This is a genomic window from Candidatus Nanosynbacter sp. TM7-008, from assembly GCF_022828245.2.
In the GTDB taxonomy this organism is placed as follows: Bacteria; Patescibacteriota; Saccharimonadia; order Saccharimonadales; family Saccharimonadaceae; genus Nanosynbacter.
The window spans coordinates 79,028-96,186 of the sequence record NZ_CP157587.1 but is presented as its reverse complement, the minus strand read 5'-3'; the positions used below and the strand labels follow the sequence as shown (position 1 = coordinate 96,186).

Genomic DNA, 17,159 nt, shown 5'->3' with positions numbered 1-17,159 from the left:
TCTTTATTTGGCTGCATCTTGACCTACGAATATTTCAACAGTTGGATTTATCGCATTATTATTAAAAATCGCTGGGTTTGGTTTTTCGACGTCAGGTGATATTTCTCGAATAGTCTGTACTTTTGTACCAGATTCTGGGACTTTTAAGAACGAGATATTAGAGGCGACAATATAGCCGATTGCCACACCTACACCCGCGATCAATATTACCATTGCTATGTCTGTTTTCTTCATGGCTTAACCACCTTATTCTCTAATTGTATTGTTTGTGCTGGCTCGTAATAAGCAACACCTCGAACCACCAAGCTCAATCTATCCTCATTTCGCTGGATTTCCACGGTCTTTAGGTCAATGACTCGAATAGACGCCTCTAACTTAGTTAACAATTCTTTTAATTTTTCAGCCGGACCGCTCACTTCCATAGTAAATGATATGGCATTTTCAGACGTTGACTCAGAGCTTTCACTATCAGATCCAGATTGAGCAACGGTCAGATTTTGAATAGTCACACCAGTAGTCGTGTCGATAAATTTGTTCTTCAACGAAGCACCAAGAGCGTCGGCGTTCGCATTATCTGGCAATGCATCCAGCACCGTCTGAAGAGCATTACTTTCGCTGCTTGATTTTATAGAATTAAGTGCAGTATTTGTGTCTAAAACTCGAATATTCTTCTTTAGCTCGTCAACCGACGACAGGTTTTTATCTAAACGAGAAATCGTATTTTGCTTCTCCAGAAGAATCTTCGAATGAAATACAATTTGCTGCACCAAAAATATACTCACAACAAGCGCAATTCCAGCCAAAAATGCCGCAGAAGCCACAAAAATAAACATAGTCTTTTTTGACGAATCAATCTGTTGACGCTTGCGTATTGCAACTTCTTTATTATCGGTCGCCATTATTTCTTCTCCTGTTTTTTCGAGTTACTCTTAAACAAGCTATCCGGAATTCCCTGACGTGAATCCGTCACATCAACCTTACCAGTCGGCGTCAATACGGAAACTGTGCCATTATTTGCAGGCGCTAGTAATTCTTCTGCGTATTCAAACGAGAACGAGAATTGCAACACTTTTTTACCTTCTGAGTTCTCTCCAAAACTAGTATCGCCATCTTTTATCTCCTTAGTTAGACTAACCTCGGAACTTTTATCGCCGTCAGTAGTCTGGATCTTCGTATTCAAGATGGTTTTCTTTAAGGTCTCTAACGCACTATAGCCATTAACCGCGCTACCCTCCAGAGTAATAGTTTTTGACCCAGGATTGACTTTTATATCCGAAAAACTAACATTATTTGGTGCAACTGGATTAACCGCCGTTACAACATCAAAGATCCTTGAATTGAGCTTCTTTCCAGAATGCTGCTCATTGATCTTTGTTAATTGATGTTGAATCGTTACAACCTTATTAAGATCCTCGACCGCCATCAATTTGTCGTTCCTATCTTTGATAACTCCACCCTGAACCGCCTCGGCTGCAAATTGACTACCCAAAATCAACGCCAAAACAACTACTGTCGCAATCGAAACACCGCCTATCAAAAACGATATCGAAATAACCCGATTGCGCATAGCTCGAGTCTTTAATAGCTCGCGCTTAACGTTTGGGAGAAGATTTATCTCAATCATGATATATTACTCCTTTGTGCCAGACCTACGGCAATAGCAAATTCTGAAGCAATCGGTGCCAATTGCTGTTGATCCGACTGAGAAACTTGAACACGCTGCCACGGATCTGCGGTAATTGACTGGACTCCGGTTTTATTCATCACATATCCATCAAGTTGCGGAATAGCCGAACCAAACCCTGATAACAGGATTCCAGAAACTGCTACGCTTGGATATCGAGTTTGGAAAAACTTTATAGATTTTACTAGCTCTGAAGAAAAATTATCGAGAGTTGAATCAATAGCCCTTAGCACTTGACCATCTAATTTATCCGGCGCTAAACCAAATTTCAAAATAAATTGACGCGCTTGATCTTCCTGAACACTGAGATTCTGAACCGCCGATCGAACCAAAGATGAAAGCCCAGTTGGAATCATACGAATAAGTCGCGGTGCTCCGTTATAGACAACTGCCAAATCCGTTGAATTTTCGCCCATATTGATAATCAAACGTGCATCCTGAGAATCGGTTGCTGACAGAGAACGAACCATAGCAATAGCATTCGGCTCCTCAGCAATCACATTGAAGCCAAGATTTTCAACCAGCTCCAAACGCTCTTCCGCATAAGACTTCGCTGTACTTGTCAGTAAAATCTCATACTGATTCTGTGCGTGTAAGCTTTCACCCAAAAGCACCCAGTCAACTTCTGCCTCATCCAAAGACATTGGAATATATTGGTCAATTTGATATTTCATCATTGCCTTTAGTTCTTGCTCAGGAACTTTCGGCACATCAATAATGGTAGAAAACGTCTTATTTGACGGCAAACCGACAGCTACATTGGACGTCTTAATTCCAGCTTGACCAACGGCGGTCATAATAGCATCGCCCAAACGTCGCTTAGACTCTGGAGAATCGCCGCTCGTTATCTTAGAATCAACTGGCGTATAACCGTAATGCGATAAACTCCATCCCGTGCCAGTACGAGACAATTGAACCACCCGCACCGCATTCGTATCGATGTCCAGTCCGAAGAATTCGCCCAACCCTTTTGCTAATTTCATAACTAATAATAATTATATACATTAGCGTTTTAATTTGCAAACTTTTAATATCTTGGCGGCAATTCGCGAACATTCATCGTACTAATCGCGCCAGTGTTTCGATAATTATTGTAAGCCCAAATATAAGTGTCAGCCCTCAAATTGATGATTTCTGCTGGAGTTCCAGGGTGCATATTCGGATCATTCTTTGCAGATGAAGCATGTTTTCCGCCGTACGTTCGTCGCAAGAATAAGCGTCCAGTTTTAATTGGCCCGTTGATTTTCAATTGCTTGCCACAAGAAACATCAGAAACACCACTCAGCCAAGCTACATCGCTAATTACCACGCCACAAGTACTAACATATCCATCTTTCTGAGTAATCAACCAAGCATTCACTTCCCCAACCGAAGGCTCTATAATAATATTCTTCGCGTAGATAATTAGTTGTGGTAATTGACGCACATCATTCGTGTCTGTGTATAGCAAATCACCCGAAATCCTGACTACGCCCGAGGACTTTATGACTATACTCTTGCCTACGCTTAATTTTGACCCCGTTAAGGTTATATTTCCAGCGTTATATTCACCTGAAGCTAGACTATTCACATCTACATTGCCAGAGATATTACCTCTCGTCCCTCCAACCGACGGTAAAGTAAAATTATCTGGAACTGAACTGGTACTACTGAAATTACCATACTTTGGAATATTGGCAAAAGTCAGCTTATTATAGTCACGCGGCGTCACGCCCGAGCGACCATTAAACGACGATGACAATCCAGCCCCTGAAGCCGAATCCGCCTTACCATTAGCAATAATTCCATATTCACCCCAAGAACCGTACACATTCTGATTTGTATAAGCCATCTTATACGCCAATGTTATATCCTCGATCAACAATCCCATATGTGACGGATTAGATTTTATATAAATATCGATGAAGTTATTATTCTCATATAGAACAGTGCCTGGCTGCGTCTCAGCGGTAAATCGAGAATTTCCAGCATAGCCCGGAAGACCCCAACCAAAATACTGAACTCCTTCAGGTCTGGATCCGTTGTCGTTACCTAACGTTTTCATCTCATAACCGTTAATCTTCACCTTAACGAGGTTATCTACAGCTCCACTAAAACCAATCTCCAGACTCTTAGCATCTTTTAACCCTCCTAAATTGATACCTTTCAGCCTAAAGACATACATATCCAAACACGGGATAAGCTCTACTATAGGACGAAGATTGTTATTACAATTTAAGAATGCTGGATCTGGTCTACTATTAGAATGCGTATGTCGACCAAAGCTGTTTATACCAATCCACTTTGCAGAGTCAGATGTTCTCCAAACACCCCTCTTGCAAAAATCAGGATTATAGACGAGCGATGCATCACCAACTATGTCGTAATACATGGAATCGGGTTTACACGTAATATAACCATCTTGCAATACATCGCCTCCACCAGGAGCGCGCCATTGTGTCGTTACAATCGTCCTTGCTTGATAGTCGTCTTTTAAGTTGGTCGCATCACCATGACAACTCGGAAGATAATCTGGCTTTCCAGTAGACTTCTTATACGCCCTCTGGTTTCCATTACCGCCATACTGATCCTCGGCACAAACTATTGACCAATGTTTATCATCCATATTACCACCCTTATATCCATATTCACCGGGACTAAACGACACCTCACCACCAAGCTTATTCCCATGCCTGTCTAAACCAGTACCCCACAGCCCCTTTGCTCGTATAGAGGTCTTATCTAACTCAATTCGACTAAGATTCTCATCAGGAACATTCACATTATTTGATGTCCTGCTGGTAATAACCTCTTTATCTGTCTTAATATCACCACCCCAAACCTGTACTTTCGGTCTTTTTGAGGATCTGATACACTTAACCGCGTATTTAAAATCCGTAGAAGGAGCCGAACCGTTGTAATTACTGACCATAACCACATAACATAGGCTGTCGTTAGCGCTTAGCTTAACTCTATCCAGATTATCTACCTGATTTGTAGCCACTGGAGTCTGACCAGTGTTTAATTGATTGCCAGTGTTTTGAACAATTTTTCTACACGCGCCGCTATCAATATTTAAGCTATCTCTATATTGTCCTTTAATCAGTCGCACGATTGCACACGGCCAATCACTATCAGCAGTACCACCAGGCAATGAAACCACATCGCTCTTGCCCGTAAGCCCCGAGACTTCAGCTCCTCTGACAACAAACCGCGCAAGTGCATACGAAGAATTTTGAGTTTTTGACGTGCCCTTATTGTTCAAGCCGGCATTTATTCCCTCAATTTTCGTGACATTTTCTGCGTCAATATAATCCGAATTAACACTCACCGAAGGTTCTACATTATAATCATACGGAACTTCAACACAGGCGTATGATGAATACACCCAGCCTTTTGACACCAAAGAATTACGCCTATCCCAGTAGATTCGCTGACAGATACGCTTACCCATATCCTCTCTTTTAATGACTCGCGTAAACATAAATTTATTTTTTCCAAGCGGACCACGAACATCCTCTAATCTAGATTTTCCGTTCAACGCCTCCATAGAGGTAGTGTGATAATCTACTCCCTCTGGATTGTTCATTCGCTTCCAAGCATAATCCTTCCAATCCGTCATAACGTTAAACCATCGAGGATCTTCATTATGCCAAGCTCCCCTGTCGTTCAGACTGACATCATTATCCATCGGCTGATTTGAGCTTAAATCGAACACGTCCTGCTGTACGCCAGTCACGACATTGTCAGTGGCTCCTCCGCTAACAAAAAGACTATGCCACCAATCAACCGTATCTCCAGGCTTCACATTCTTTAATCTCCCCGGAGCAACAGTCCAATTAGATCCGAAGTTGGTAGTGTCTGCTGGATTAAATTGCTTAGTAACCCAGGATTTACCAGTTATCGTCCAATTTGGCGAGCTTGGCGCCGCATATGTATAGATAAAAAAAGCCGTTACCGAAATAGCCAAAGCCACTACTATTGCCAGCATGCCCACCTTAGGCAATGAGTATTTTCTTCTCATGCTTATAATTATATCAAAGATTACGCAGATGATATAATAAATATATGAGTTTATCTATTGGAATCGTTGGTTTACCAAATGTCGGCAAGTCGACACTTTTTAACGCTTTAACAAATAACGACATTTTGGCGGCTAATTATCCATTTGCGACAATTGAGCCGAACACAGGAATTGTTCCCGTGCCAGATGATCGTCTGCAAATTTTAGCCGATCTTTATCATGCGCAAAAAATTATTCCAGCCACCGTCACTTTCGTTGATATTGCGGGGCTGGTTGCTGGCGCGTCTAAGGGTGAAGGTTTGGGTAATAAGTTTCTTCACAATATCAGAGAGTGCGACGCAATTGTTCATGTTGTCCGTGCGTTCGAAAATTCAAAAATTTTGCGTCACGACGAAGCGCCAATCGACCCAAAAAAGGATATTGACATAATCAATACTGAGCTGATTCTGGCTGATTTGCAAACTCTTGAAAAACGCCTGCCTCAACTTCAAAAAGAAGCTAAAGCAAACCCAAAAGCTCGCCAAAAAGTTGAATATCTGCAGTCTTTAATCGACAATTTACAAAAAGGCGTACCAATTTCCGCCCTGGCAGATGTGGATTTTGAAGCAATTTCCGACCTACACCTCCTTACCGCCAAACCCGTCATTTACGCGTTTAATGTCGACGAAGAAGGATTGAACAATTCCGATCTACAGAGTCAATTGACCGAACTAGTAAGTCCCGCAAAAACCGTTTTTGTCTGCGCAAAACTGGAAGAAGAATTGAAGGGCTTATCTGAAAATGACGCCAAAGAGTTATTAGAAAGCTACGGCGTCAAGGAAACTGGACTCGCCAAACTTATTCACGCAGCCTACGATACGCTCGGGCTACAAAGCTACTTAACTGCGGGCGAAAAAGAAGTCCGAGCTTGGACAATTCACAAAGGCTGGACTGCACCGCAAGCCGCGGGCGTTATTCACTCGGATTTTGAACGCGGATTTATTGCCGCACAAATTGTTGATTTTAACGACTTAGTCGCAGCAGGATCGGAAGTTAAGGCTCGTGAAAACGGTAAAATTCGCACCGAAGGAAAAACTTACGTCATGCAACCAAATGACGTCGTTGAATTTAGGTTTAACGTTTAGATAATTTCAATTTGTAAAATCGCTCAAGATTGCCCTTACTGCCAGCCACTTCACTATCTTTTTTATCTAAGATAACAAAATACTTTTTCGCCCAATCTTCAAAATCGGATAAAATCTGTCGGCGAACTTTATCGTTTTTAATAATTCCCTTATTAACCTGATGCCGCCCCGCCTCAAATTGAGGCTTCACCATAGCAATTAAAACAGTGCCGCTATTCATCAGATTTTCTGCCACGTGCGGCAAAATTTCCCTCAGAGATATAAACGACACATCGCCCACAATAATATCAATTGCTTCATCTGTATAAAAATCACGAATATCGGTCTTTTCGTGAAGAACAATTTTTGGATTCGGTCTCAAGCTTGGATGGAGCTGATCCGTTCCAACATCAACAGCAAATACCTTTTTAGCGCCATGACGCAGTGAATAGTCAGTAAATCCACCCGTGCTCGAACCAATATCCAGAACGGTTTTATCCTGAAAATTAAGATGAAAATACTCCGCCACGCTTGCCAGTTTTAAGCCGGCTCGCGAAACATAAGTTTCCTTCTTCTCGAGCTTTATCTCGTCCGAATCAGATACCATAGTTCCTGATTTTTGGACAATTTTCTTATTCAAAAAAACATAGCCCAGGCGAATAAAATTATCCGCCTGAGATCTTGTTGTCGCCAAACCGCGCTCGACCAGAGCTTTATCTAATCGCTGTTTCATTAAATAGAACTATTTCTTTCGCTCGCGATATTCGCCAGTCGATGTGTCAACGCTAATAATATCGCCCTGCTTGATAAATGCTGGAACTTTGACAACCAACCCTGTCTCCAAAGTAGCGTCTTTTAGCACAGATGAAGTCGTATCGCCCTTAACCACATCTTCCGTGTAAGTAACTTCCAGATATTTATTCTTTGGCAGCTCAACGTTAATCACTCGACCGTCGAAGAATTGAAGACTTAATTCGTCGCCTTCTTTCAGGTATTTACTGGCGTCATCCACGATTTCCGCAGCCAGCTCAAATTGCTCAAAGCTAGTCGGATCCATGAAATAGAACTTGTCGCCGTCGTTATACAAATATTGCGCAGTTTTATTATTTACTTCTGCAGCTTCAATTCGCTCTTGACCCTTGAAAGTCTTTGGAATAACACTTCCGTCAATTAGGTTTTTCAATTTCACGTTAACAATCGAACCGCCACGACCCATAACTTTTTGGCCGTACTCTACGACGCGATATGGCTTGCCGTCAATTTGACAAACTACGCCTTTTTTCAAATCAGTTGGCTGATACATATTTTCTCCTTTCCAATAAAATATCTCGCTGCCAAATATGTAATAGCAACGAGATATTGCGCATTAAACGTTCCTAGTTGCTAGTAACAAATGGCAACAAAGCCAAGTGGCGAGCACGCTTAATTGCTACTGCCAAGCTTCGCTGTTGCTTTTCGCTCAAACCAGTCTTGCTGATTGGCTCAATTTGACCGTAAACATTGATGTAACGTTGCAAAGTTTTTACATCTTTATAGTCAAAAATGATCGGTGGATTTTTCTTCAATTGTGCCATTTTAATCTCCTTATTAGAATGGAATTTCGCTTAGGTCAATTGGCTTATCGTCAATTTCCGTTACGACTTCCTCTTTTTTAGTAGTCTTTGGTGCTGCAGAACCTGAATTGTCGCCATTTGGACCGTCTAAGAACGTTACATCTGAAGCAGTAACTTCAATTCGGCTCTGCCTTTTACCAGTATCCTTATCTTCCCAGCTATCCTGTCGCAGTCGTCCCTGAACCAAAACTCGACGACCTTTGCTTAGATATTGCATTACCAAATCACCAAGTTTATCCCAGGCTGTGATATTGAAAAAGTCAGCCTGATCGTCTTGAGATTGTCGATCAACAGCAATACTGAAACTAACTACGTTCTTGCCAGAAGCAGTCGTTCGCTGTTCTGGATCGCGTGTCAATCTACCCAACAAAATCACTTGATTGATACTTCGTGCCATATTCTATCCCCTCTTTTACCTTACGGCAGTTAGGCTTATTTACTTGATTCGCTTGAATCAGATTCTTCGTTGCGTGCTTTTTGCTCGCTTAATGCTTGACGAGTTTTTTCATCAGTTTTTACCAATAGGTAGCGCAAGACTTCGTCAGTAATATTAAGCGTGTTTGAAATCTTCAACAAAGCTGGTGCTGGCAATTTAACCTCAAAACAAACGTAAACTGCAAAATCTTCACGCTTGATTGTGTAGGCCAATTTTTTCTTGCCCCAGTTATCTTCTTTGGTAATTTCACCACCGTTAGCAGTGATTAAACCACGTACCTTATCCAACGCTGAATCTAGATTAGCCTCTAAATCCGGGTGAATAAGAACGGTTAGTTCGTATTCGTTCATGTTTCCTCCTCTGGAATCCATTTACGGATGCTTATGCTGTCTCACACAAGCTTAGGTTAATATTCAATTGCTATTATATCACTAAACAGCCAATATTGCCAATCTTACCACTGATAAATCGTAGCAATCGCTATTCCGCCAGCAATTCCTCAAGCTCTTCTGGACTAGAAATCAAAACATCGCGTGGCTTAGAGCCGTTCTGCGGACCGATAATTCCCCGCTCTTCCATCTCTTCAATAATTCGCGCTGCTCGCTGATAACCAATTCCCAGGCGCGTTTGTAGCATACTTGTTGAGGCCTTGCGTCGTTCAACCACCACACGAACCGCGTCCTTAAACTTATCATCGCCACCCTCCGACAGATCCATAACAACACCACCCTTGCCATCCAATTGAACTGGCTGAGCCACTACTTCGTCGTTATACTGCGGAGCCATCTGCATACGCAAATGATCGGCAATTTTATTCACCTCGTCATCTGTCACCCAAGCACCTTGGATACGTTTTGGCTTGCTCATACTTGTTACGTAAAATAGCATATCTCCTTGACCCAATAATTTCTCAGCGCCAGATTGGTCTAAAATTGTTATACTGTCAACCTGACTAGCCACCGTAAAGGCAATTCGCGCTGGAACGTTCGCCTTAATCAAACCGGTAATCACGTTCACACTAGGACGCTGCGTTGCCAACACCAAGTGAATACCCACCGCTCGCGATTTCTGCGCCAAACGAACAATTAACGTCTCAACATCCTTTTTAGCCATCATCATAAGATCAGACATCTCGTCCACCACAATCACAATATATGGCATCGATCCATCTTCATGCTCCTGAACATTGCCATTTTCATCAGCAATCGCAATCTTTTTGGCGCGCGACTGCAACCTCTTGTTGTATTCCTTAATATTACGGATTTTCTCGCCCGCCAACAATTTGTAGCGTCGCTCCATTTCATTCACCGCCCACTTCAAAGCTGAAATGGTCTTTTCCGGCTCGTTAATCACCGGCGTAAGAAGATGCGGAATATCGGCGTACGGCGCCATTTCAACTTGCTTCGGGTCGACCAAAATCAACTTCATGTCACTCGGACTATTGCGGTACAGCAAGCTACACAGCAAAGTATTAATCATCACCGACTTACCAGAGCCCGTTTGTCCAGCAATCAACAAATGCGGCATCTTTCCCAGTTCACCCACAACAACTTGACCAGATATATCTTTACCAATTCCAAAACTCAAAGGATCACGAGCAGCAGCCCACTGTTTTGACGACAACGTACTTCGTAATCGCACCTCGGCAGCCTTACGGTTAGGTACCTCAATACCAACCGCTCGCTGACCAGGAATCGGCGCCTCAATCCTTAAACTTTGTGCCGCCAAATTAAGCGCAATGTTAGTTTCCAGCGCCGTAATTCGCGTCAATTTAACCCCACTCGGTGGTCTTAAGGTGTACTGCGTAACTTTTGGACCAACATTAATGTCACCCATCGCCGCCTCAATATTAAATTCAGCCAACGTATCGTGAATTATTTGGGCGTTCTGGCGCGTATCTCCAGCATCAGCACCGCTTTCATTCTTCTCTAATAGATCCAAACTTGGCGCCTCCCAATTCGGATCACGAGTTGCCACCAAAGCCTGCTCTTCATTGACCTTCTCTGGCTTCTCTACTTTCTTCAATAGACTCTTTTTCTCTTTGGCTGTATCAATTATTGGCACACCAGCATTTAGCTTAATCTCTCCCAAGTCCGTCTTTTTCTCTTCTTCTGCTGGCTGAGCAATTGAGGCCTTCTTCATAATAGAACGATTATTATCGTCTTCCTTGGTATTACTCTTAATTATCTCCCAAAGTTTACTGAAAACTGTAAACGGTGACGTCTGGGTAATAAATAGAACCGTTATAAACGCCAAAACCAGATAAATAATCACCGCAATTGCCGAATCTACCATTTTCAGTGTAGCCGTATTCAATATATCGCCCACAAATCCACCAGAATTCGGACGCGAAGCCGTCTTCATTAACCCAAACAATCCAGAAAACCACACAATTTCCAGAATTGCCGCAAATTTCACCACTGCGGGTAATTGATTCTCTTCCGCTCGGAAAGTCTCAACCGCCAAATAAATCAGCAATATCGGCAAGGCATACGCGGTGTAACCAATTGTTTTTACGGTTGCCATATCAATCCATTGTAAAACTGGACCACCGACACCAAACCACGATACGACGAGTAGTAGAGACAAAAGAATAAGCATCACCGCGCCAACTTGTGACCAAAAACCCGCCGGCAAACTATGCTGCGGCTTGGCTGGTGCGGATTTTTTCGTGCTCTTTCGTTTTTTTGCCATAATCGTTTTTATTATACACTGATTTTACACTTATTAACAGATGTAAAATCAACTTAATACGCTTAGTATTATAGCATAATTCACCAGTAAAATCAATCCAGAACCCTAGTACGGGCGAGTATTCTGTCGCTCTCTGGCTTTTGTGTCGTTTGCTTCAGTATCTGGCACTTGGCGCTGCGGGAAACGACGACGCGGCGCAGTCGGAAGAGTCATTTTTGACTCACCCGAGGCGGGTCTCTTACCGCGCGCTGGCGATTTCACGGCAGAATGTGTTGGCGTAGCTGCCGACTTAACAGGTTTCAAGCCACCAACCTCATTTATCACCGGAATGACAATCGGCGTTCGGCGAGTCTGATCATATAATATGTGCGTAATCTCATCTTTAATTTCTTTTTTGATCACATCCAAATCATATTTGCCAGAAAAACTACGTGCCGCTTTTTGCTTCAAATATTGACGAATCATATTCATCAACTCTTCAGAGTCGCGCAAGTAAATAAATCCGCGAGAAATAATGTCTGGGCTAGTTAATAATCGTCCAGTGCCACGCTGTACAGTCAACACCACAACAAACATTCCCTCTTGTGACATGTGAATGCGATCTTTCAGCACAACCTCAGAAACAATCGCGCCAGTGTCATCATACATCACACCGCCAACATGAATTCGCCCAGCCTTCTTTGCTTGTCTTTCAATATCAATTTCAATAATATCTCCAGCATCGCACACAAAAATATTCTTACGAGGAATTCCGCATTCTTTTTCCGCTAACCTGGCATTATGCACCAACATATGGAATTCACCGTGAATTGGCATGTAGTAAGTCGGATTAAGTGCGTTGATCAATTTAACGTGATCGTCATAATAACCGTGACCCGACAAGTGCAACGGACCGATTCCCGTCAGGTGAGTTTTACCGTTCTGAATAACGTCAGAACCTTCGCGCATCAGACCGTCAACCGTTCGCACCACGCTTTTTTCATTGCCAGGAATTGGATTTGAGCTAAATACCACAACGTCCGAGCCCTTAATTTTCATGTATTTATGAGCGCCCGTCGCCATGCGATTTAAGACAGCATTAAATTCACCCTGCGAGCCAGTACAAACTACAGCAATTTGATTATCTGGCAATTTAACAATATCTTCCATCTTCATAATGGTGTCTTTAGGAATCTTAATCGTTCCCGAACGCAACGCCACTTCCAGGTTTTGAATCATCGAGAATCCAGCAAACGCCACCTTGCGTCCGTGCTTATGCGCTTCCTCTAAGATTAATTGCAAGCGATGCACCTGCGATGAGAAACAACTTAAAATTACTCGACTATTACTAAACTTGTCCATCACCTGACCGATGGAATACTGAATATCAAACTCCGTGTGCGTGTGCGTGCCAGCCGACTCACAGTTGGTCGACTCGTTCATAAACATCAAAATGCCTTCTTTTGAAGCCACTTCTGTAAGTCGCTCAAGGTCAAACTTCTGACCGTCAACTGGACTTTCCTCAAATCGCCAGTCACCAGAATCGACAATCACACCCATTGGGGTTCGAATAATCACCGCCGTAGAATCAGGAATTGAGTGGTTAACTCGCACTAACTCGACCGAGAAATGCTTAGAAACTTGAACAATTTCGTGACTCAGCGGATCCATCACTCGATAATCCGGCTTGAAATCCACTTCTGAATCGTCCATCGTTCGATCAAGCATACCAATCGTAAACTTAGAGCCATAAACTGGCGCTGGAATACGATGAATGAAGTGACGGAACGAACCAATGTGATCAAGGTGCCCGTGTGTAAATACGTGTGCCTTAATTTTATGCTTATTCTCTTCCAGCCAAGTAATATCCGGCGTGATGTAATTGATGCCTGGATAATCACTGCCCGGGAACAGAAATCCCATATCTACGATGATAATCTCATCATCATATTCGATGGCGTTCATATTCTTACCAATTCCCATTTCGCCCACGCCACCAATCGGAATAATCCGAAGCTTCGGCTGACCGCCGCGAACAGGTTTTGGTTGCATTTTGGCGCTAAACTGCTCGCCGCCGTATCCGTTGTAAACTGACTTATTCACTGGAATATCAATCAAGTGCTGTGAAGCCCTGAGATTAACGTTCTCGCTTGTTCGTCGCTGAGCTCGGAAAACCTCACCCTTACGAGTAGTTGTACTATTCAAAACTGCATTGTTGCTTTTCTTTGACTGCGGACGCTTATTGGCGTCGTCTTTTTGCGGTGTTGCTAGTCGCCGCTGACCCATATTGTTATACTCCTTTTTTATTACAATATAATTCAAAAACCAGGTATAGAGGTGAACTGACGTAAATTCCTCTAGTTAGTACTCTTATATTAGCAAACCGCTCATTTTTTGTCAAAGAACAATATTTTATAACAGAGGTCAATTAATCGTCGCCATCCACCGACGTGTGTGCGAATTTACGCTTGCCACGATAAGCGAAGAAGCCGATTGTCAATAAATTAGCCACCAATAAGAATCCAACCAAAACCCACATACTGCCACCATAAAATGCGTTATCTAGCCCGCCCGAAATAGCCTGGCGCAATGCGCGAATCGAGTAAGTCATCGGCACTAGCGGATTAATTGCTTGGAAGAATCCGTTGGCAGTTTGGATTGGGAATGTTCCCTCGCTGGAGCCCAATTGAAGCACCAAAAGAACCATCGCTAGGAATCGTCCTGGATTGTCCAAAACAATCACCAAAAGCGACACAATCGACATATACGCAAACGACGTCAGATAAATTGCCCCGATAAAATGTGCTGGATGCTCTGGAGTTAGCCCTAAGAAAAACACCATCACCAACATCAAAATCGTTGCTTGCATAAAGGCTGCCACGCCGGCCACCGAAGCTTTAGACAGCCACCAACGAATCGCGCTTTCCTGCTCGGAAAAAGTTTTGCGAATCGGATAAATAACGTTCAGAACTAGTGCCCCAACAAACAAACTTAGCGACAAAACATACGGCGACAAAGCGTAGCCATAGTTCGGAACATTGCCTTTTTCAATCATCTCCGACTTCACTGGATTTGCAATTTGCTGCTGAGTCGTAGCGCCAGTTGGTTGAATTTTTATGCGATTAGAAGCGTCCGCCAATTTATTCGCCAGCGTGTCCGCGCCGCTTGCCAGTTGCGAAGTTCCATCAATTAACGCGCCCGAGCGACTTTCTAATAAACTCGCGCCATTCGCCAATTTTTGACTGCCCGATTTTGCTTCGTTTAAGCCGTTTGTTAAGCTTGCCGAGCCCGCCAACAATTGATTATTCGCAAATCGCACACTGTTATAGCCGTTAAATGCGGTGATTGCGTTTGGTGCCAATTGATTCACGCCTTTATTCAATGTAGAAACTCCAGCCTGAAGTTGCGTTTGTTGCGCCGATAATTGTTGAGTTAGCACTCGAAGATCTTTAAGTAGCGTTGTCGTCTGCTCAATAATTGCCTGAGTTTCTGTGAATGCTCGAGAAATATTGCTAATTTGCGACAAACTTATCGTCGTAGATTCACTGCCAGAAGCGGCTGCTTGCGTGCCCAAAGTCCGCAAAGTATCGCCCGCCGCCGACAAGTCGGACTCCGAAGCTCGCATTGTTTGCGCCAAAGTTTGCGCTTCCGTTTCTACCTTGTTTTGCTGAGCCACGAGCGCTGGCGATGGATTACTCACGCTGGCGTTTAATTGATTTATGCCCGATTGCAATTGTTTCATGCCGTCAGATAATTGTGACAATTGAGATTCAGTCGGCAAATTGTTCGACAATTGCCCCAATCCCGCCTGCAATTTACGAGAACCGTCGCTGAGTTGCGCCAGTCCGCCAGTCAAGGATTGCTGATTTACCGCTAATTGCTTAACGCCGCCAACGTATGTTTGTGTGCCAGATTGTAATCGCCCTAATCCGTCGTGCAAAGTTGATGCGCCGTTAGCCGCCGTATCCAGCCCTATTCCAAGCTTGTCCAAATTCTCCAAGATTCCCTTAGCGTACGCCTGGGTGATTTGTTCAGACACCGAAGATTTAACCTTGGCGGCAGCTTGATTACTGACTAGCGAACCGATGTAGTTTTTCGCTGGCGTGGTCGTAAAATTAATAACCGCTTGCTGAGGTTCAGATTCGGTAATTGACGCCGCTTTCTGCGAAAAGTCGGACGGAATAGTTACCACTGCATAAAAATGCCCGCTATTCACGCCTTCGTCTGCCTGCTGCTTACTAACAAACTCCCAGCCCAAATCGTGATTATCTTTCAGTTTTTTCTCGACAGATTCGCCGACATTCAGCGATTTGCCATTTAAGCTAGCGCCCTTATCTTCGTTCACAAACGCCACCGTCAAGTTTTTTGTTTGTCCGTACGGATCCCAAATTGAGCCTAGAAAAAATCCACTATACAAAATCGGGATAAACGAAATCACAGCCATGGATATCAGCAATATTTTATTATTAAACAAATGCTTCCACTCGGCTTGTAACATCTTATTTTTAATCATGTGCGACCTCCTTTGCGACATCTTCCAGCGTCACAGTTTTCAAATATTCACTCCACTTTTCCTGCGCTTCAGAAAAAACCTTTTCTATCATATTCATACCAATTTCCACCTGGCGAGGACGCGATTGAAAAACTCTCTCAACAACTCCTTGAGGTTGGAAAAATGGCGATTCTCCTTCAATTGCGAGGACGACATCATGCAACGTAACTTCGTTCATTTTTCTCGCTAAAATAAATCCACCGCCAGTTCCCTGGGTTGAAGTGATTAGCTTTGCTATTACCAATTTCCGACTAATTTTCTTCAAGTATGTCGGCGAAACCAGCATCTTTTCCGCCAGCGCATCATTAGTTACCGGCGTCGCCCTTTTCGGATCCGCCAGAATTGCCATAATGCAGCACGCCTGTTCAACAGCTCCCGATAATCTCATACAAATCCTTTCTCGACTTAGATATAATAGATATCGACTATCCACTATACTACGCCTGAGAAACTTTTGCAAGAAAATAGTCTAATTAAGCGCCGCTATTTTTTACAAATTCCACAGCCTGAATAAAATCATCAATTAAAGTCTGACGCATACCGCCGTTATAAAGCGCAGCGGCTGGATGATATAGAGGAATGACAACAAATTCTAGATCATGTAGACGCACTTTACGTGGATGACCGTGTTCTTTACCGATCTGCAATCCTGGAATAAACCCACCACCGCTGTGCCGCCCCAAGGTCAGAATAGCCTTTGGCTGTATAATCTCTAATTGCCTGAGTAAATATGGCCAAAATTGACGCTTTTCCTCTGGTAACGGGTCACGATTATTCGGCGGTCGATACTTAACAATATTGGTAATATATACATCTGACCGCTGTAAATTGGCAGATTTTAGCATTTCATCAAGGAATTTTCCCGCAGCGCCAACAAACGGCTTGCCTTGTAAGTCTTCATTCTTCCCCGGCGCCTCGCCAATAAAAACGATATCAGCATCAGGATTTCCGTCGCCCATAACAAGCTGCGTCGCCTGATCCGCCAAATCCGAGCAAACCTTCTCTTTTACAATTTCTTCTGCCAGCGCGTCCAACTTAGCCTGCTTGTCCATATATTTATTCTATCAAAAAACGCCCCGCAAGAAACGAGGCGCT

At 43.3% G+C, this 17,159-nt stretch carries 16 protein-coding genes; 1 reads left to right on the top strand and 15 read right to left on the bottom strand.

Going from position 1 to position 17,159, the window contains the following annotated elements:
* Window positions 1-3 precede the first annotated feature (3 nt).
* Genes LRM48_RS00500 through LRM48_RS00480 form a run of 5 tightly spaced genes read right to left on the bottom strand, consistent with a single transcriptional unit; the run spans window position 4 to window position 5,687 of the window.
* Complete coding sequence (locus tag LRM48_RS00500; protein ID WP_129636905.1) at window positions 4-234, bottom strand: hypothetical protein; 231 nt, start codon at window positions 232-234, stop codon at window positions 4-6.
* Window positions 231-899 (bottom strand): hypothetical protein, encoded by a 669-nt coding sequence (locus tag LRM48_RS00495; protein ID WP_129634928.1) that lies wholly within the window; start codon window positions 897-899, stop codon window positions 231-233. Before LRM48_RS00495 ends, LRM48_RS00500 begins: the two co-directional genes overlap by 4 nt.
* Window positions 899-1,624 (bottom strand): hypothetical protein, encoded by a 726-nt coding sequence (locus LRM48_RS00490; protein ID WP_243812066.1) that lies wholly within the window; start codon window positions 1,622-1,624, stop codon window positions 899-901. The genes LRM48_RS00495 and LRM48_RS00490 overlap by 1 nt, the downstream gene beginning before the upstream one ends.
* A complete protein-coding gene (gene pilM, locus LRM48_RS00485) occupies window positions 1,621-2,667 on the bottom strand; it encodes a type IV pilus assembly protein PilM (protein WP_243812067.1) in 1,047 nt (348 codons plus the stop codon). The genes LRM48_RS00490 and pilM overlap by 4 nt, the downstream gene beginning before the upstream one ends.
* Before the next feature lie 44 nt (window positions 2,668-2,711).
* Window positions 2,712-5,687, bottom strand: a complete 2,976-nt coding sequence (locus LRM48_RS00480) for a hypothetical protein (RefSeq protein WP_243812068.1) — start codon at window positions 5,685-5,687, stop codon at window positions 2,712-2,714.
* 44 nt (window positions 5,688-5,731) lie between these two features.
* Between LRM48_RS00480 and ychF the strand changes: the two genes are divergently transcribed.
* Window positions 5,732-6,811: a redox-regulated ATPase YchF gene (ychF, locus tag LRM48_RS00475; RefSeq protein WP_243812069.1), complete on the top strand. Its 1,080-nt coding sequence runs from the start codon at window positions 5,732-5,734 to the stop codon at window positions 6,809-6,811.
* Here ychF and LRM48_RS00470 read toward each other — a convergent pair.
* From LRM48_RS00470 to LRM48_RS00425, 10 genes are all read right to left on the bottom strand, one after another.
* Window positions 6,801-7,523 carry a TlyA family RNA methyltransferase gene (locus LRM48_RS00470; RefSeq protein ID WP_243812070.1) on the bottom strand — a complete coding sequence of 241 codons (723 nt, stop codon included), beginning with the start codon at window positions 7,521-7,523 and terminating at the stop codon, window positions 6,801-6,803. The genes ychF and LRM48_RS00470 overlap by 11 nt on opposite strands.
* Window positions 7,524-7,532: 9 nt before the next feature.
* The gene (gene efp / locus LRM48_RS00465; protein ID WP_129632170.1) at window positions 7,533-8,093 is read right to left on the bottom strand and encodes an elongation factor P; all 561 of its coding nucleotides are present in this window, start codon (window positions 8,091-8,093) and stop codon (window positions 7,533-7,535) included.
* Window positions 8,094-8,166: 73 nt separating this feature from the next.
* Window positions 8,167-8,364, bottom strand: a complete 198-nt coding sequence (rpsR, locus tag LRM48_RS00460; RefSeq protein ID WP_129632167.1) for a 30S ribosomal protein S18 — start codon at window positions 8,362-8,364, stop codon at window positions 8,167-8,169.
* A gap of 13 nt (window positions 8,365-8,377) precedes the next feature.
* Window positions 8,378-8,800 (bottom strand): single-stranded DNA-binding protein, encoded by a 423-nt coding sequence (locus LRM48_RS00455; protein WP_243812071.1) that lies wholly within the window; start codon window positions 8,798-8,800, stop codon window positions 8,378-8,380.
* A gap of 35 nt (window positions 8,801-8,835) precedes the next feature.
* Entirely contained in the window at window positions 8,836-9,189 is a 354-nt protein-coding gene (gene rpsF, locus LRM48_RS00450) for a 30S ribosomal protein S6 (RefSeq protein ID WP_165000188.1), read from the bottom strand.
* A gap of 130 nt (window positions 9,190-9,319) precedes the next feature.
* Window positions 9,320-11,533, bottom strand: coding sequence for an FtsK/SpoIIIE family DNA translocase (locus LRM48_RS00445; RefSeq protein ID WP_243812072.1), 2,214 nt, complete (start codon window positions 11,531-11,533; stop codon window positions 9,320-9,322).
* A gap of 105 nt (window positions 11,534-11,638) precedes the next feature.
* The gene (locus LRM48_RS00440) at window positions 11,639-13,798 is read right to left on the bottom strand and encodes a ribonuclease J (protein WP_243812073.1); all 2,160 of its coding nucleotides are present in this window, start codon (window positions 13,796-13,798) and stop codon (window positions 11,639-11,641) included.
* A 142-nt stretch (window positions 13,799-13,940) separates the two neighbouring features.
* Complete coding sequence (locus LRM48_RS00435; RefSeq protein ID WP_243812074.1) at window positions 13,941-16,025, bottom strand: YhgE/Pip family protein; 2,085 nt, start codon at window positions 16,023-16,025, stop codon at window positions 13,941-13,943.
* Window positions 16,018-16,452, bottom strand: a complete 435-nt coding sequence (locus LRM48_RS00430) for an RrF2 family transcriptional regulator (protein ID WP_243812075.1) — start codon at window positions 16,450-16,452, stop codon at window positions 16,018-16,020. The genes LRM48_RS00435 and LRM48_RS00430 overlap by 8 nt, the downstream gene beginning before the upstream one ends.
* A gap of 85 nt (window positions 16,453-16,537) precedes the next feature.
* On the bottom strand, window positions 16,538-17,116 hold the full coding sequence (locus LRM48_RS00425; protein WP_243812076.1) for a uracil-DNA glycosylase: 579 nt from the start codon (window positions 17,114-17,116) through the stop codon (window positions 16,538-16,540).
* Between the last annotated feature and the right edge of the window lie 43 nt (window positions 17,117-17,159).

Bases quoted from the DNA above. Each gene is read 5' to 3' on its own strand.
- LRM48_RS00500 (WP_129636905.1), bottom strand. From the start codon at position 234: ATGAAGAAAACAGACATAGCAATGGTAATATTGATCGCGGGTGTAGGT.
- LRM48_RS00495 (WP_129634928.1), bottom strand. From the start codon at position 899: ATGGCGACCGATAATAAAGAAGTTGCAATACGCAAGCGTCAACAGATT.
- LRM48_RS00490 (WP_243812066.1), bottom strand. From the start codon at position 1,624: ATGATTGAGATAAATCTTCTCCCAAACGTTAAGCGCGAGCTATTAAAG.
- pilM (WP_243812067.1), bottom strand. From the start codon at position 2,667: ATGAAATTAGCAAAAGGGTTGGGCGAATTCTTCGGACTGGACATCGAT.
- LRM48_RS00480 (WP_243812068.1), bottom strand. From the start codon at position 5,687: ATGAGAAGAAAATACTCATTGCCTAAGGTGGGCATGCTGGCAATAGTA.
- ychF (WP_243812069.1), top strand. From the start codon at position 5,732: ATGAGTTTATCTATTGGAATCGTTGGTTTACCAAATGTCGGCAAGTCG.
- LRM48_RS00470 (WP_243812070.1), bottom strand. From the start codon at position 7,523: ATGAAACAGCGATTAGATAAAGCTCTGGTCGAGCGCGGTTTGGCGACA.
- efp (WP_129632170.1), bottom strand. From the start codon at position 8,093: ATGTATCAGCCAACTGATTTGAAAAAAGGCGTAGTTTGTCAAATTGAC.
- rpsR (WP_129632167.1), bottom strand. From the start codon at position 8,364: ATGGCACAATTGAAGAAAAATCCACCGATCATTTTTGACTATAAAGAT.
- LRM48_RS00455 (WP_243812071.1), bottom strand. From the start codon at position 8,800: ATGGCACGAAGTATCAATCAAGTGATTTTGTTGGGTAGATTGACACGC.
- rpsF (WP_165000188.1), bottom strand. From the start codon at position 9,189: ATGAACGAATACGAACTAACCGTTCTTATTCACCCGGATTTAGAGGCT.
- LRM48_RS00445 (WP_243812072.1), bottom strand. From the start codon at position 11,533: ATGGCAAAAAAACGAAAGAGCACGAAAAAATCCGCACCAGCCAAGCCG.
- LRM48_RS00440 (WP_243812073.1), bottom strand. From the start codon at position 13,798: ATGGGTCAGCGGCGACTAGCAACACCGCAAAAAGACGACGCCAATAAG.
- LRM48_RS00435 (WP_243812074.1), bottom strand. From the start codon at position 16,025: ATGATTAAAAATAAGATGTTACAAGCCGAGTGGAAGCATTTGTTTAAT.
- LRM48_RS00430 (WP_243812075.1), bottom strand. From the start codon at position 16,452: ATGAGATTATCGGGAGCTGTTGAACAGGCGTGCTGCATTATGGCAATT.
- LRM48_RS00425 (WP_243812076.1), bottom strand. From the start codon at position 17,116: ATGGACAAGCAGGCTAAGTTGGACGCGCTGGCAGAAGAAATTGTAAAA.